This is a genomic window from Arthrobacter sp. FW306-2-2C-D06B (assembly GCF_021789175.1).
Taxonomy (GTDB): Bacteria; Actinomycetota; Actinomycetes; order Actinomycetales; family Micrococcaceae; genus Arthrobacter.
On sequence record NZ_CP084560.1, the window covers coordinates 4,300,432 to 4,313,764 of the forward strand.

Sequence of the window (13,333 nt, forward strand, 5' to 3'; positions counted from 1 at the left end):
CTACGGCGCCTCGTCTGCACGTGATTGCCCGGCAGGTGATTGTTCTGCGGGAGCTCCGGCCCAGCGGCTGATCTCGATGTCGCGCGAGGTATCCCGTTGGATCGTGGGGGCGATGACCAATTCCTGGACGACGGTGCGCTGCGGAAGCGTGGCCACGAGGTGGATGGCGCGGGCGACGTCTTCGGGCTGCACCATGGCATCGCGTTCCTCTGCGCGGGGCGGGCGGGCGCGGTTGTCCAGGATAGGCGTCGCCGTTTCACCGGGCAGGATGGTCACCGCGCGCAGTCCGTCGTTGCGGAAGGTGTTGTGGAGGTACGTCATGAAGTTCCGGACCGCGGCCTTGGCCGCACCGTACGCAGCGCCGCCGAGCAAATTCGGGTTCACTGCGGCGAGCGAGGAGACCGTAATGATCGTTCCGGTCTTGCGGGCCAGCATGTCCGGAAGGACAGCCTGGCTGAGCAGATAGACGGCGTTGAGGTTGACGTCCAGGACGTCATTCCATTCCTGCTGGCTGATCCAGCGGACGTTGAGGACCTTGCTGGAGCTGCCTGCATTGTTGACAAGGATGTCCACCTGGCCGAGATTCCCGTGGACCCAGTCCAGCAGCGCGTCTACATCGTCTTTGGAGGTGATGTCCGCGGCCCGGGCAACGGCGCGGCCGCCGTCGGCAACGATTTCCGCGGCGAGTTCCTGCAGCACGTCTTCACGACGCCCCACCAGCACCACCACGGCACCCTCGGCGGCCAGCAGAACCGCCGTCGAGCGTCCCATGCCGGTACCGGCACCGGTGATGATCGCGAGCTTGCCGTCCAGAAGTCCCATGGTTTTCAGTTCCTTGCGTTCTTTGTGTGAGTCATTTGAGATGCCAATCACATATGAGAAGAGTTTCTCATTTTAGAAGTTGGCGGTCAAGTATTTTCTTCGGGTTGGTGGGTCACGCCGCGGCGGGACTCGGCGAGGAGACCGCCGCAAAGCTTGCGGAGACGGGGAGCCCGACGGCGGCGAACAAGGCGTGCACGCGCTCTTCCAGATGCGCCAGTCCGCGTTGCTGTTCCCGGTATTGCTCCACGGCTTGGTCGTTCCTGACCCAGCGGAACGTCATCTTCCGGCCGGGGCTGGCCTGCCCCAGCATGGAGAGGGAAGCTTTGGCTGCGACCGCGACGATCGGGTAGCCGGCGGTCAGGGTCCTTGAGCGCCCCAGGATGATGAGCTCATCGCCATGCGGGATTTCGAAGGCGCCGATCGGGACTCCATGGGACATGATTTCCCCGAGTCCTTCCGGATGCACCACGGGCCCGTCCAATCGCAGGCCCACGTGGTTGGATTTGGCACCGACGGTGTAATGGCTGGAGCTGAGCAGTTTCCGGATGCCTGGCGTCCGGTCCGTTTCAGGGCCATCGACGACGTCGATGGCCCACACCTCCGGGCTGAAGTCCGGCACGGGAACCGGCAGCCGGAACAGGGGCTGGGTCAGGAACGGGTGCGTGAATCCGCGGTACCGGCTGTGGAGGGTGAGCGTCTGCCCGGGAGCAAGTTGTTGAGGGAAACCCATCCGGGATTCCGGCGCTGCGCTGCCCATGAAACGGGCGGTTTCCAGTTCGCCGCTGAAAGCCAAGTAGTTCCGCATGCCGCCGCTGGCCTTGGAAAGCACAACCCGCGCTCCGGCAGGAAGACAAAGGGGCTCCCACATGGCAACAGGATCCCCGTTGACCGTGACTTCCGCAGGGACTCCGGTCACGGCGCACATCACCTCGTGCGTGGCCGTGAATGTGAACCGTCCGCCCATGATCTCCAGGCACGTGGCCTTGCGGCTATTGCCAACGAGGATGTTTGCCACGGCCGCAGAGTGCTGGTCCGCCGCGCCTCCGCAAGGGACTCCCATGAACTCGGAATTCTCGCGGCCCAGGTCCTGGAACGTGGACAGCCAGCCTGCTTCACATACTTTGATGCCGATCGCGCGCTCAGGGAAGGTCATCGTGGCCCCCTTCCTGTTCCGTGCCAGCGCCGTCCGAGGCGGCCCGCAGGAACTGGCGCTCAAGCCGCGACCATTCGCTCTCCGGCACCACTTCGAAACGGACCAGATCCCCTGGTTTGTAGGAGGTGGCCGGATCTTCGCGGATGTCGCAGATGGTGAGCGGAGTCCGGCCGATCACTTTCCAGCCACTCGGCCCGGGGAACGGTTGGATGATGGCGTTGGTGCCGGCAACCATCACAGAGCCGGGTTCCACGTTGGTCCGTGGCTCGACGCAGCGGCTGACCTGTCCCGGGAATTGCACGCCGCCCATCATGGGGGCCATGGCCGCGGCCAACAGGTTGATGGTCAGCACCGAGGACTGGAACTGCTGCAGCACGGCCTCAGTGCTTAGGCCCAGCTCCTCGGCAACACCCGGAAGGTCCGGGGAGAATTCCTCGCTGACCACCATCGGGATGACAAAAAGTGATTGCGAGGAGCTGGGCGCTCCCGGTTCCAGGCCGTTGCCGGCCACCGCCAAGCGGATGGTCTGGGCCAGTTGTTCGTGGGTCACGGCCAGGCAATCGAACTCGACCAGCAAAGACTCAACGCCGGCCACGATGTCCAACACCCCGTACGGCCGCACCTCCAGCAGCACGTCGCGGAGCCTGCTGCCCGCCGCCCGACGGAAGTCGGCGTCGTCGTGCTTGATCCGGAGCATGAGGGCTGAATCGCCGAATGGCTCGGCTGCCAATTCGGGCGGGTGGTGCAGCCGCTCCGCGGATGCTGTGTGCGTGGTCATGAGTCCTGCTCGGTGGTACGGGTGATGGATCCAGTGTGCTGCTCAGCCTCAAACCGTGGCGAGCCGGGCCTTTTCGGCGAGGACATCCTGGAGTCCTGTGGCTTTGATCCCCGCCTTGTCCAGGGCCGCGCGGAGGGCCGTACCGTTCTGCAGGACCTGCGGGTGGTCGCCATGGAGGAGCACGACGTCGGCATCGTGGCCGAGCGGGACCACCTTGCCGGTGACGGCGCGGACGGTCCCCTCGGTGACCACCTGGACCACGCGGCGACCGATCTCCTCCGGGTCGTGCAGGAGTGCGCCTTCGCTGTTGCGGGAGACGGGCATGCCGTCTTCGCCGTAGCCGCGGTCCGCGAGGAACACGTAGCCCACCTGGAGACCGCGTTTGCGGGATTCATCGGCCAGGAGACCGTTCTGGCAGATCACAATGTAGGAAGGGTCGTAGGCCTTGATGGCGTCCGTGATGGCGCGGGCGTGCTTCGCGTCGGTCTGGGCGATGCTGCCCATGCGGCCATGCGGTGCCACGTGGCTGATCTTGCCGCCGTGGATGCGCGCGAACGCGTCCAGGGCGCCGATCTGGTAGAGGACGTCGGTGCGGATTTCTTCTTCGCTGGCTTCGATGAGGCGGCGGCCAAAGCCAACCAGGTCCGGATATCCGGGGTGGGCACCGAGTTCGATGCCGCGTTCCACGCAGGCCTTGACGGTGGCATCCATGACCCTCGGATCGCCGGCATGGAAACCGCAGGCGATGTTGGAGGCAGTGACGAGGCCCAGGAGGGCGTCGTCGTCGCCGATCGTGTAGTTGCCGTAGCTTTCGCCGAGGTCTGCGACGACGGCGACTGAATTGATGCTCAAGGTGGCTCCCGCTTCTGTTCCTGGTGAGGAGGTTCTGTTTCTGTTTTGTTGCTAAGGGTTCGACGGCGGCGGCTGCCGTTTCGGTGGCTGGCTGCCGCCGCCGTCGGGGTTCTGGTGGTCCGCTACTAGTGCGTCTGCAGGGGCTGGCCCTTGGTTTCCTTCAGGAAGTAGACCGAGACAAGCGTGATGATGGCCGTGCCGATCGAGGCGTAGGCGGGAACCATGCTGTTGCCGGTGGCCTTGATGAGTTCGGTCATGACCAGCGGTGCGCTGCCGCCGAAGATGATGGTGCTGATGCTGAAGCCAATGCTGTACGCGCTGTAGCGGACGGTGGTGGGGAACATTTCAGTCAGCACGGTGTGGACGACGGCGGCGTGGCCGGAGAACGCGATGGCCATCACGACCGTGGCAACACAGGCCAGCGGCATGTTGCCGGTGGTGATCATGGCAAACATCGGGTACGAAACCACGGCCATGAGCACGGCGGAAAGGGCCAACACGGGCTTGCGGCCGATACGGTCGGACAAGCGGGCCATGAGCGGGATCGCGATGATGATGGCCACCAGGCTGACGGCGGTCACGAGGAGTGCCTGGAGCATGGTGAAGTTGTTGCCCGCACCCAGCTGGGTCTTCAGGTATGTGGGCATGTAGGCGAACAGGAGGTAGTAGCCGGGGCCGTTCAGTGCGGGGAGGAAGATGGTCAGCGCGATGGCCTTGAGGTGTCGCTTGGACGTGAAGACGGTGCGCAGGGGGTTGCGTTCCACCTCGTTGCGCTCACGGAGTGCCGCGAAGTGCGGGGTGTCTTCCATCTTGGAGCGGATGTAAAAGCCGACGTAGCCCAAGGGCAGGGCGAAGAGGAACGGGATGCGCCACGCCCAGGATTGCATGGTCGAGTCGCCGAGGGTGGTGATGAGGCCGGCGGAGAGGGCGCTACCGAAAAGCAGGGCGCAGAAGGAACCGACCGCGATGAAGCTCATGGAGTAGTTGCGGTGCTTGTTGTGGGCGTATTCGCCCACGAAGGCCATGGCGCCTGCCACTTCGCCGCCGGCGGAGAAGCCCTGAAGGATGCGGAACAGTATCAGCAAGGCCGGAGCGGCCCAGAAGATGACTGAGTACGACGGGATGAGGCCGATGCACGCTGTCGCCCCGGAGATGAGGAGCAGGAGGACGGCGAGCAGGTTCTTGCGGCCCAGGCGGTCACCCAGGAAACCACAGATGACGCTGCCGAAGGGGCGGGCAAGGAAGCTCACCAGGAAGCCGACGTTGGTCAGAAGTAGGGAGCCGACGTCCTTGGAACCCATGATGTTCATGGCCAGGTACGTGGTCAGCAGGCCGTAGATGCCGTAGTCGTACCATTCCACGAAGGAACCCATGGTGCCGGCAAAGGTTGCCTTGCGCACCATCCTGCCGTCAGCGGTTACGACTTTGATTTGAGCGGTGTTCAGTTCCACTGAGTCCGTCGATTGCTTTGTCATGGTGGGTGCTTTCAGTCTATGAGGGGGCTGGGGTGGGAGAAAGCGGTGTTCAGCTGTATTCGCGGGTTATTTCCGCGGTCATCTCGGCCTCGTGCGCGGCCACGGCGATGACTCGTTCCAGGATTTCGGCGGCACGGGCCTGGGGGATGATGACCACTCCGTCGTCATCGGCGGCGACGATGTCGCCAGCCGAGCAGACGATGCCGCCGATTGCTACGGGTTCGCCGATGACTCCCGGGCCGTTCTTGAACGGACCGGCAGGGGTGACTCCGCGGGCAAAGACCGGGAACTTGATTTCGGTGATGGTGGCGCGGTCGCGGATGTAACCGTCAATGACGGCTCCCGTGGCGCCCGCGGCTTCGAAGCGCTGGGACAGCTGCTCACCCACCAAGGCACGGTGTTCGTGGCCGAAGCCGTTGATCACCACCACGTCACCGGGCTGGATGTAGTTCAGCGCTTCGATGACTGCGGCGTTGTCTCCCGCGGCACCGAGGACGGGGAGGGCCGAGCCGACGCAGCGGGCGCCTTCCCAGACCGGGCTGATTCCGCCGTCGACGATTCCGAGCCGCTCCATGGCGTCACCGATGTTTGCCACGGGGAACGCTTCGAAAGCGCGGACCAGTTCGCGGGGCGGCCTGGTCCATGATGCGGTGCGGACGGTCAGTTCGAGTGTTGTTGCCATTTTCTTCGCCTTTGGTTTCTTCCCAGGAGCCGGCGCTTTGGGCGTCGATCGTCTTGAGACGTCAATCACATATGAGAAGAGTTTCGCGTTTTAAATTCATGCCGTCAAGGGTTTCCCGTTACGGGCATGTAAATGATTCGCAACCATGGCTCGCACGCGTCTTGGTTCTGACGGCGGACCCCTCGGCAGGGATTGTGCGGGAGAATAGCTACGACTGGACATTCTGACCAGTCAGGCCTTCGGCGACTAGGCAGAAAGCGGTAGCGATGCAGGAATTGGATTCAACAGACAAGCGCATCCTTGCCGCGCTCGACGACGACCCCCGGGTGCCGATCATGGTCCTCGCCCAGCGCTTGGGCTTGGCGCGAGGCACCGTCCAGTCGCGCCTTGAGCGCATGTCGGCGTCGGGCGCCTTGCGTCCGAACAGCAGCCGCGTGTTGCCTTCTGCGCTGGGCCGCGGCGTTGCGGCGGCGGTGAGTGCGGAGCTGGATCAGAGCCGCCTGAACGAGGCGATCGCTGCCCTGCGTAACATCCCCGAGGTGCTTGAATGCCATGCGCCAGCCGGGGACACCGACCTCATCATCCGCGTGGTCGCCACAAGCCCCGACGATCTATACCGGGTGTCCGAAGAGATCAGGCTGTGCCCCGGAATCGTGCGCACGTCCACCAGCATGTTCCTGCGCGAGGTGATTCCGTACCGCACGACGGGGTTACTGAGGGGCTGAGGTCATATTTGGAAGTAGTGGTTTCTTCGGGGTGTCCGGTGCGGGTCGGTGTGGGGTGGCGGGATGAACCAGGGGACGCCTGCGCGGACCTGGATGTGCCAGTCTTCCTTGTGGATCAGGTGGTGGTGATGACTGCACAGCAGCGTCCCGTTCGCGGCGCTCGTGGGTCCGCCGCGGGACCAGTACTCGACGTGGTGGGCCTCGCACCACGGGGCCGGCATGGTGCAGCCGGGGAACGCGCAGCCCTTGTCCCGCGCCGTGATGGCCTTGCGGATATGCGGCGGGAAGATCCTGGAGGCGCGCCCGATGTCCAGGACCTGGCCCTCGGTGCCCAGGACCACGGGGATGATATCCGCGTCGCAGGCGAGCTTCCGCAACGTCGCCGCCGGCACGGGACCCGTGAACGTGAAGGACCCGGTGCCGCTGCCCTGCCGGGGCCGGTTGAACAGGGCAGGCTGCCCGGGCTGCGGGTCCTGGCTGTCTTGGGGGAAGAGGTCGCGGTGGTCGATGGTGGCCAGGATCTGCGGTCGGTGGCCGCCCGTGGCGGGCAGGGACCCGGTGGCCAGGGCGAGCCGGCAGGCGCCGACCAGACCGTCCAGGAGCTTCTGCGCCCTCGAACGCCGGTCCAGCGGCCCGGCATTCTCCGGCGCCTCGCCGGACGAATCAGCAGACAGATCGGCGGACGAATCGCCGGACGAATCGGCGGACGAATCGCCGAAGAAACCGCCGGAGGGTTCCACGCAGGCAGGAACCGCGCCCCGGAGTACGCCGCCTTGGCGGGTGCGGGGGTTGGCGGCGGTGTTCATGACCGTGAGCAGGTGTTCGTATTGTTCGGCGGTGGCGAAGATCTCCACGTGCGCCAGGCCGTGCTTGGGGCGGCGCAGGAACGCCCCTTGGTGGTGGCGGAGGGATTCTTCGGACGGTTCCGGGCCGTCCTGGTCGATCGCCTCGACCCAGCGCCGGGCCACCCTGGCCAGGAAGTCCTGGTCGTTTTCCGCCGCGGTGCGGGCCAGGGTGTGTTCCATTTCCGCGGCTTTCTCCGGGGCGCACAGCGGGCGCACCTTCGCCACGGCCATGGTGATGATCCCGGCCGCACCGGATCCGATCACCCCGGAGGCCAGCGCCGCGGCCGTTTCCCCGTGCCGGGCGGGGACGGTTTGCCCGGTGAGTCCCCGGCGCGGCAGCAGCTCCCGGGCCAGGGCGAGCCGGCGCCTGGCCTCGGCGGCGCTGATGCGCAGCAACGACCGCAGATGCTCGGCCGTGGACCTGAACTCCGCACCCCGGGCGCTTCCCGTTCCCACCGAGCCGGAGCCCGTGTCCGCGCCTGTGTCCGCGTCGGCGGCCCAGCCGGTGGTCCAGCCTGTTGTCCAGCCGGGCCGGGTGGCGGGTTCATCGTTCCGGGCCTGGTCCAGCCCGGCCGCGGCGAGCAGTTGGAGATAATCCAGGGTGCGAGAGAGTTCCTCCACCCCGGACGCGAACGCGACAGCCTCCTCGAGACCCAGGACTCCGACGTCGTCGGCCGCCTTTTCGGCCAGCGACCTCACTGCCACCACGGCCCTGTCCAGGGCGCCCTGCCGGCCGCCCGGATCCAGCAACGCCAGCCCGCCCGGAACCGGGCCCGGAACCCCGGCAAGATGCGGAACACGGGTAAGGCGGGACACCCCTGAAAGCCCGCGGGACGCAAGGCCCTGCCGGGTGTCGAAGTATCCGATGGCTTCCATGGAAACACTCTGCCAGGAGGCTCCGACATTTAACCGAACTCAGACCGGCGGCCCCGCGTTCGACTTCAGGTTCTTCATCACCAATGTCGAGTTGAGGCGTTCGACGGCGGGAAGTGCCGAGAGCTGGTCGTCGTAGAAGCGTTGGTAGGCCGGAAGATCGGCGGCGATCACGCGGAGGAGGTAATCCGGCGACCCGAAGAGCCGTTGGGCCTCGACGATGTTCGGAATGGCCGCGACCCGGTCTTCGAACTCCGACATCGTGGCGCGGTCGGCCTGACGTAGGGTCACAAAGACTATCGCCTCGAATCCCAAGCCAATCGCCCCCGGATCGATGTCTGCCCTGTACCCCCGAATCACGCCCGAAGCCTCGAGATCCCGCAGCCTTCGATGGCACGGAGCCACCGTCAATCCCACCTTGGCGGCGAGCGCGGTGGCAGTCATTCGACCATCCTCTTTGAGGTGGCGCAAAATAGTTCTGTCTATTCCATCAATCACGCAAATATCTTACCGAAATTCCGGCAAGCCTGGCTAAAGATGGGAACACTTATGGGCCGATTTTCCATAAAGTTCATGGTGTAACCACCAGCCAGGAGCCACCATGAATCCGCACCTTTTCCTCGCCTTCGTCATTGTCGCCGTCACCTTGGCGTGCACCCCGGGCGTCGATTGGGCGTATTCGATTGCCGCAGGCCTGCGGCAGCGCAGCTTCCTCCCCGCCGTGGCCGGCCTGTGTAGCGGCTACGTCCTGCATACGGCTCTTCTGGTGGCCGGACTCGCGGCCCTCCTGACGGGAGTTCCGGGGCTTCTTGGCTGGCTGACGATCGCGGGCGCAGCCTATTTGCTCTGGCTCGGCGTGAGCACCGTGCGCTCGTGGCGCGGCGCAAGCTTCAGTGCGGATGACGCCGTCGGGCAGTCCCGAAACCAGTTGCGCACCTTCCTGCAAGGCATGGGCACAAGCGGCATCAACCCCAAAGGACTGCTGTTCTTCCTCGCGCTGGTGCCGCAATTCGTGAGCCCCGAGGCGTCCTTGCCAGTGGCGGTGCAGTCAGGCGTGCTGGGCCTCACGTTCGTGTTGTTGGCGGGAGCCATTTACACAGCAGTAGCGCTGACTTCACGAAAGCTGCTTCAGTCCCGGCCTTCTGCCGCACGTATGGTCACCCTCAGCAGCGGCATCATCATGATGGGGCTCGGGGCTGTTCTGTTGGGCGAACAGCTGCTTCCCATGCTCCGGTGACCCCCGTCAGCTAAGGGCGCTCTGGTCTTCTGCAGCAGGGCGGCCTATCGTCGGCTTCATGTCCACTGACTTTTCATCGCTCATAGAGTCCTTCAAGCAGCTCGGAGTCTCAAGGGCTTACGGCGCTCCCTTGCAGATCGGCGGAGAGGAGCTGATCCCGGTAGCCCTGGTGTCATTTGGATTCGGAGGAGGCAGCGATGGAGGCAATGCCGCCGGCGGTGGTGGAGGCGGTCTCGTGCTCCCTGTCGGGGTCTATGGCCGCAACGCGAGCGGACGCGTGACCTTCCAGCCGAACACCGTTGTTGTCCTGGCGATGCTACTCCCGCTTGTCGGCGCCGTGGGGGTCTCCATTCGCGGAGTCCTCCGCGCGCTCCGGGCCTAACCGCCCGGCTCCCGGCTCCCGCCGCCGTCGTCGGCTTGCCGGCTCAGTCGTCCGGTTCGCCGAAGTCCTTGTTCCACATCCGGCGTACCTCGACGTCCTTACGAATCCCGTCGACAGCGTCCAGCTCGCTCTCCTCCGGCTTGCCGCGCAGAACCCGCCTAGGGACGAGAGGCCGCGGGTTGGGCCTCCGCCTGACTTCAAGCTTCGACAAGGCCCTGTCCGTGAGCGCGTCATTACGCAAGGCGAGGCTGGTCTTCTTCCTCCGGAGTACCTCCGCGAGAGCGGCCTGTGCCGCCTCCCGCTCCCCCAGCGCCCTGAGCGACTGCGCGCGAATCAGCAGAAGCGCCGCCGAGAGGTCGTCCGTGTTGCGCAGGCCTTCAGTCCAAGCGACGACGTCGGTGTGCCGCTCGAGCGCCGCGGCCGCGGTGCAGCGGGCCAAGGCGGAGGGCAACGACGGCGGCAAGCTGGCCAGGATGTCCAGGGCCTCCTCCGTCTGGCCCGTCTCCCGGAAGCAATGCGAGAGGGCAAGGTACACGGACTCTTCGCTGAACAGGACGGGAACGTCAATCCGCTCCGCTACCTCGACCCGCGTAACCACCCTTCGGAGGTAGCTTGAGGAGAACTGGCTGGCGGCGTCATCGATGCGTATGGACAAGCCCCTCTGCAGCAATTCGGACGCGCGGAGATATCCGCCGTGTTTGTACACAAGCAGCCCGGCGATCACATAGCACAGGCCCGCCCAGCCGGGGTAGGTGCGCGCCAGGGTGATGAGCCGGTCTGGTTCCGTGCTGGTAAATACGGCCTCGTACACCGATTTGGCGGTCTTGCCGGACAGGCGTTTAAGCCTGGGAGCATCCCCGGCGACGTCGATCCGGCCAGCCGTTTTTCCTGTCAGGACGCCCCAAATCGCACTGCTCAAGCCCTCAGCCAGTCCACCTACCGATGTGCGGACATGTCCGTTCCGGAACGGCGTGATTTCCCTGGTGTCCGCAAAAATCGCGCGGCGGACTCCGGAAGCCGATGGCTCACTCACAGTTGCCGTGCCGTCGCAGGATAAAGCGTCTCAGAATTGGGCATCACAGAACCATGCTAGCTGCGCTTGTCCCGGCCTCTCCCCTCTATTTCCGGGGTTTTCGGGAGTAAGATATCTTCGTCGGCAGGGTTCCGACTCCTTGCCGCGATACGGCCCTCCATTTGGAGGGCCGATGGAAATCGTGATCGGGAGGAGCTATGACCACTGCTTCACACCCCGCGCAGCACCACGCGATGGGGCTGACGCTCCACAACACAGCACTGGGTTTGGGCTGGGTTTTCCTGGCTGTTGGCGTCTTGGGATTTATCCCGGGCATCACCAGCAATTACGGCGCCATGACCTTCGCAGGACATGACTCGGGCGCCATGCTTCTTGGAATCTTCCAAGTATCCGTCCTGCACAATATTGTCCATTTGCTGTTCGGCGCAGCAGGCCTGTACTTCGCAAGGACTGGAAGGATGGCGCGCGGTTACCTCATCGGTGGCGGCGCAATCTACCTCGTGCTGTGGATCTACGGCCTGATCACCGCGTCGAACATGAGCGCTGATTTCGTGCCCATGAACGCCGCGGACGACTGGCTGCACCTGGTTCTCGGTGTCGTCATGGTTGCCCTTGGCATTTGGCTTGGACGCGACTTAAGGGAGGAGTCGAAGGGCCGCGCCATGTAGCGCCCCCTGACTCTGCAGCACTCTGCAGTTGCACGACGGCGACCGCCCCTTTTCCGGGCGGCCGCCGCCTTTGAATCCGGGCGCCTACCCGAGAAGCCGATGTTCGTAGGCAAAGGCCACCAGCTGAAGCCTCGTGCGGAGCCCCAGCTTGCTGAGCACACTGCGCAGATGGGATTTCACTGTCGCCTCGGAGACAAACAGGCTCTGCGCCATCTCGGCGTTCCCCAAGCCTTTGGCCGCCAGCAGGAACACATCCCGCTCGCGCGGAGACAGCTCGTCCATCACGGTAAGGTCCGGCCCGGCGACCGGTACCGTCCTGGCCGCGTGCTGGAAGAGCTCGTGAACCGAACCGGGTGCGATCACCGAGTATCCCGAATACACGGTTCGGATGGCGGCCAGCAGGAATTCCGGCTCGGCGCTCTTGAGCAGGTATCCGCTGGCTCCCGCCTGCACGGCGTCAACCACGGCTTGGTCCCTGTTGAAGGTGGTCAGGGCGATGATCTTTGGCTTGTCCGCTCCCGCCGCATCGGCTTCCTCCGTGATGCGCCGTGTGGCCTCGACTCCATCCAGGACGGGCATCCGAAGATCCATCAGCATGACGTCCGGCCGCTGCTTTGCCGCGAGCGCCACGGCTTGTTCGCCGTCGTCGGCCTCCCAGGCCACGTCCATGTCCGCTTGGCTCTGCACCAGCATGCGGATGCCGGAGCGGAACAGTGGTTGGTCGTCCACCAAGGCAACCGTGATGGGTGTTTCAGCCACGTCCGACGCTTTCCCGCTCAGGGCCCGACGACGGCGATGCACCTTCGAGGGGCAGCGCCGGCTCCCGTTCCAGCCCCTCGGCGGACGAAACATCCTCGTCCGCTCCATTTTCCGGAAGGAGCGCCGCCGGGCGTGAGCCATAAGGAATGAAAACCGTCACGCGGAACTGCTCGCCGTCGGGCCCCGAGCTGAGCCAGCCGCCGGCGAGGTGCGCACGCTCGCGCATTCCGGGGATCCCGCGCCCCACACGCCCGGCGGCATCGCCGTCGTCCGTCCCCCCAATCGAAACGGACGCCGGCAATTCCGACGCAACGTGCATGGTCAACCCGGGGCCGCTCCAGTCGAAGTGAAGTCGCACGGCCGTGCCGCGTCCACCGTGCTTGAGCGCGTTCGTGAGGCACTCCTGCACAATCCGGAATACTGCGAGTTGCTGGCCAGCGCCAAGCTCGACCGGGGTGCCGGTTTCGCTCTGCTGGACCTTGAGGCTCCCCTGACGCATCCGCTCGACAAGTGGCCCGACGTCGGTGAGCCGGGGCTGTGGGGCCACCAGACCGTCGTCGCGGACTCCCTCAATCACACGCTGGGCGTCCACCAATGCGTGGCGGGCCGATACCGCGATGTTCTCCAAGGCGTCGAGCACCGCTTTGGGTTGGTCTTGGCTCAGATAGCGTGTGCCGTCCGCTTGAGCGGCGATCACGGCGAGTGAGTGCGCCAGGACGTCGTGAAGGTCACGGGCGATCCGGGTGCGCTCCTGCTCCACCACGAGCTCCACCTCGGTCTCCTTGAGGCTGGTTTGGGCGAGGACCCGGGCTTTGAAGAGACTTCCGCGTTCTTCGTAGAGGCGCAGGGCGACGCCCGCTGCGGCGCAACCGGCTGCGATGAGGAAAAGGAACGAGAAGACCTGCGCGCCGTAGTTCGCCAAGGCTGGCCTGTCGCCCATAAATAACGGCCTGAACCATCCGACACCACTTCCGTACCGCCAAGACAGCATGATGAACGTCATCACACCCGCGAAAACCACATTGCTCCCAGCGACAACAAATAGCAGA

The 13,333-nt window shown here is 65.0% G+C and carries 15 protein-coding genes; 4 read left to right on the plus strand and 11 right to left on the minus strand.

The features are described 5' to 3' along the window. The 6 genes from LFT47_RS20055 to LFT47_RS20080 form a co-directional block, all read right to left on the minus strand. Complete coding sequence (locus LFT47_RS20055) at positions 1 to 822, minus strand: SDR family oxidoreductase (RefSeq protein WP_236813490.1); 822 nt, start codon at positions 820 to 822, stop codon at positions 1 to 3. 112 nt (positions 823 to 934) lie between these two features. Next, positions 935 to 1,975, minus strand: coding sequence for a biotin-dependent carboxyltransferase family protein (locus tag LFT47_RS20060; RefSeq protein ID WP_236813491.1), 1,041 nt, complete (start codon positions 1,973 to 1,975; stop codon positions 935 to 937). Further along, the gene (locus LFT47_RS20065; protein ID WP_236813492.1) at positions 1,962 to 2,753 is read right to left on the minus strand and encodes a carboxyltransferase domain-containing protein; all 792 of its coding nucleotides are present in this window, start codon (positions 2,751 to 2,753) and stop codon (positions 1,962 to 1,964) included. Before LFT47_RS20065 ends, LFT47_RS20060 begins: the two co-directional genes overlap by 14 nt. A gap of 48 nt (positions 2,754 to 2,801) precedes the next feature. Then, entirely contained in the window at positions 2,802 to 3,605 is an 804-nt protein-coding gene (locus tag LFT47_RS20070) for a LamB/YcsF family protein (RefSeq protein WP_236813493.1), read from the minus strand. A 125-nt stretch (positions 3,606 to 3,730) separates the two neighbouring features. Beyond that, complete coding sequence (locus LFT47_RS20075) at positions 3,731 to 5,080, minus strand: MFS transporter (RefSeq protein WP_236813494.1); 1,350 nt, start codon at positions 5,078 to 5,080, stop codon at positions 3,731 to 3,733. 49 nt (positions 5,081 to 5,129) lie between these two features. Further along, positions 5,130 to 5,762: an RraA family protein gene (locus LFT47_RS20080; protein ID WP_184741514.1), complete on the minus strand. Its 633-nt coding sequence runs from the start codon at positions 5,760 to 5,762 to the stop codon at positions 5,130 to 5,132. Between the two features lie 266 nt (positions 5,763 to 6,028). On the opposite strand from LFT47_RS20080, the gene LFT47_RS20085 reads away from it, so the two are divergent. Then, positions 6,029 to 6,487: an Lrp/AsnC family transcriptional regulator gene (locus tag LFT47_RS20085; protein WP_236813495.1), complete on the plus strand. Its 459-nt coding sequence runs from the start codon at positions 6,029 to 6,031 to the stop codon at positions 6,485 to 6,487. Positions 6,488 to 6,489: 2 nt separating this feature from the next. Here LFT47_RS20085 and LFT47_RS20090 read toward each other — a convergent pair whose 3' ends face one another. Continuing rightward, positions 6,490 to 8,208 carry an HNH endonuclease signature motif containing protein gene (locus tag LFT47_RS20090; protein ID WP_236813496.1) on the minus strand — a complete coding sequence of 573 codons (1,719 nt, stop codon included), beginning with the start codon at positions 8,206 to 8,208 and terminating at the stop codon, positions 6,490 to 6,492. A 39-nt stretch (positions 8,209 to 8,247) separates the two neighbouring features. Further along, complete coding sequence (locus LFT47_RS20095) at positions 8,248 to 8,703, minus strand: Lrp/AsnC family transcriptional regulator (protein WP_078107280.1); 456 nt, start codon at positions 8,701 to 8,703, stop codon at positions 8,248 to 8,250. A gap of 103 nt (positions 8,704 to 8,806) precedes the next feature. On the opposite strand from LFT47_RS20095, the gene LFT47_RS20100 reads away from it, so the two are divergent. Beyond that, positions 8,807 to 9,442 carry a LysE family translocator gene (locus LFT47_RS20100; RefSeq protein ID WP_236813497.1) on the plus strand — a complete coding sequence of 212 codons (636 nt, stop codon included), beginning with the start codon at positions 8,807 to 8,809 and terminating at the stop codon, positions 9,440 to 9,442. Between the two features lie 58 nt (positions 9,443 to 9,500). After that, positions 9,501 to 9,824 (plus strand): hypothetical protein, encoded by a 324-nt coding sequence (locus tag LFT47_RS20105; protein WP_236813498.1) that lies wholly within the window; start codon positions 9,501 to 9,503, stop codon positions 9,822 to 9,824. A 43-nt stretch (positions 9,825 to 9,867) separates the two neighbouring features. On the opposite strand, the gene LFT47_RS20110 is transcribed toward LFT47_RS20105, so the two are convergent. After that, positions 9,868 to 10,857, minus strand: coding sequence for a hypothetical protein (locus tag LFT47_RS20110; protein ID WP_236813499.1), 990 nt, complete (start codon positions 10,855 to 10,857; stop codon positions 9,868 to 9,870). A gap of 197 nt (positions 10,858 to 11,054) precedes the next feature. Between LFT47_RS20110 and LFT47_RS20115 the strand changes: the two genes are divergently transcribed. Beyond that, entirely contained in the window at positions 11,055 to 11,525 is a 471-nt protein-coding gene (locus tag LFT47_RS20115) for a DUF4383 domain-containing protein (protein WP_236813500.1), read from the plus strand. Between the two features lie 84 nt (positions 11,526 to 11,609). On the opposite strand, the gene LFT47_RS20120 is transcribed toward LFT47_RS20115, so the two are convergent. Together LFT47_RS20120 and LFT47_RS20125 are read right to left on the minus strand one after the other, a co-directional pair. Then, positions 11,610 to 12,284: a response regulator gene (locus LFT47_RS20120; RefSeq protein WP_236813502.1), complete on the minus strand. Its 675-nt coding sequence runs from the start codon at positions 12,282 to 12,284 to the stop codon at positions 11,610 to 11,612. After that, on the minus strand, positions 12,277 to 13,224 hold the full coding sequence (locus tag LFT47_RS20125) for a sensor histidine kinase (protein WP_236813504.1): 948 nt from the start codon (positions 13,222 to 13,224) through the stop codon (positions 12,277 to 12,279). Before LFT47_RS20125 ends, LFT47_RS20120 begins: the two co-directional genes overlap by 8 nt. Positions 13,225 to 13,333 lie beyond the last annotated feature (109 nt).

Excerpts from the sequence above, each read along its gene's own strand:
- LFT47_RS20055 (WP_236813490.1), bottom strand. The coding sequence starts at position 822 with ATGGGACTTCTGGACGGCAAGCTCGCGATCATCACCGGTGCCGGTACC.
- LFT47_RS20060 (WP_236813491.1), bottom strand. The coding sequence starts at position 1,975 with ATGACCTTCCCTGAGCGCGCGATCGGCATCAAAGTATGTGAAGCAGGC.
- LFT47_RS20065 (WP_236813492.1), bottom strand. The coding sequence starts at position 2,753 with ATGACCACGCACACAGCATCCGCGGAGCGGCTGCACCACCCGCCCGAA.
- LFT47_RS20075 (WP_236813494.1), bottom strand. The coding sequence starts at position 5,080 with ATGACAAAGCAATCGACGGACTCAGTGGAACTGAACACCGCTCAAATC.
- LFT47_RS20080 (WP_184741514.1), bottom strand. The coding sequence starts at position 5,762 with ATGGCAACAACACTCGAACTGACCGTCCGCACCGCATCATGGACCAGG.
- LFT47_RS20085 (WP_236813495.1), top strand. The coding sequence starts at position 6,029 with ATGCAGGAATTGGATTCAACAGACAAGCGCATCCTTGCCGCGCTCGAC.
- LFT47_RS20090 (WP_236813496.1), bottom strand. The coding sequence starts at position 8,208 with ATGGAAGCCATCGGATACTTCGACACCCGGCAGGGCCTTGCGTCCCGC.
- LFT47_RS20100 (WP_236813497.1), top strand. The coding sequence starts at position 8,807 with ATGAATCCGCACCTTTTCCTCGCCTTCGTCATTGTCGCCGTCACCTTG.
- LFT47_RS20105 (WP_236813498.1), top strand. The coding sequence starts at position 9,501 with ATGTCCACTGACTTTTCATCGCTCATAGAGTCCTTCAAGCAGCTCGGA.
- LFT47_RS20115 (WP_236813500.1), top strand. The coding sequence starts at position 11,055 with ATGACCACTGCTTCACACCCCGCGCAGCACCACGCGATGGGGCTGACG.
- LFT47_RS20125 (WP_236813504.1), bottom strand. The coding sequence starts at position 13,224 with ATGGGCGACAGGCCAGCCTTGGCGAACTACGGCGCGCAGGTCTTCTCG.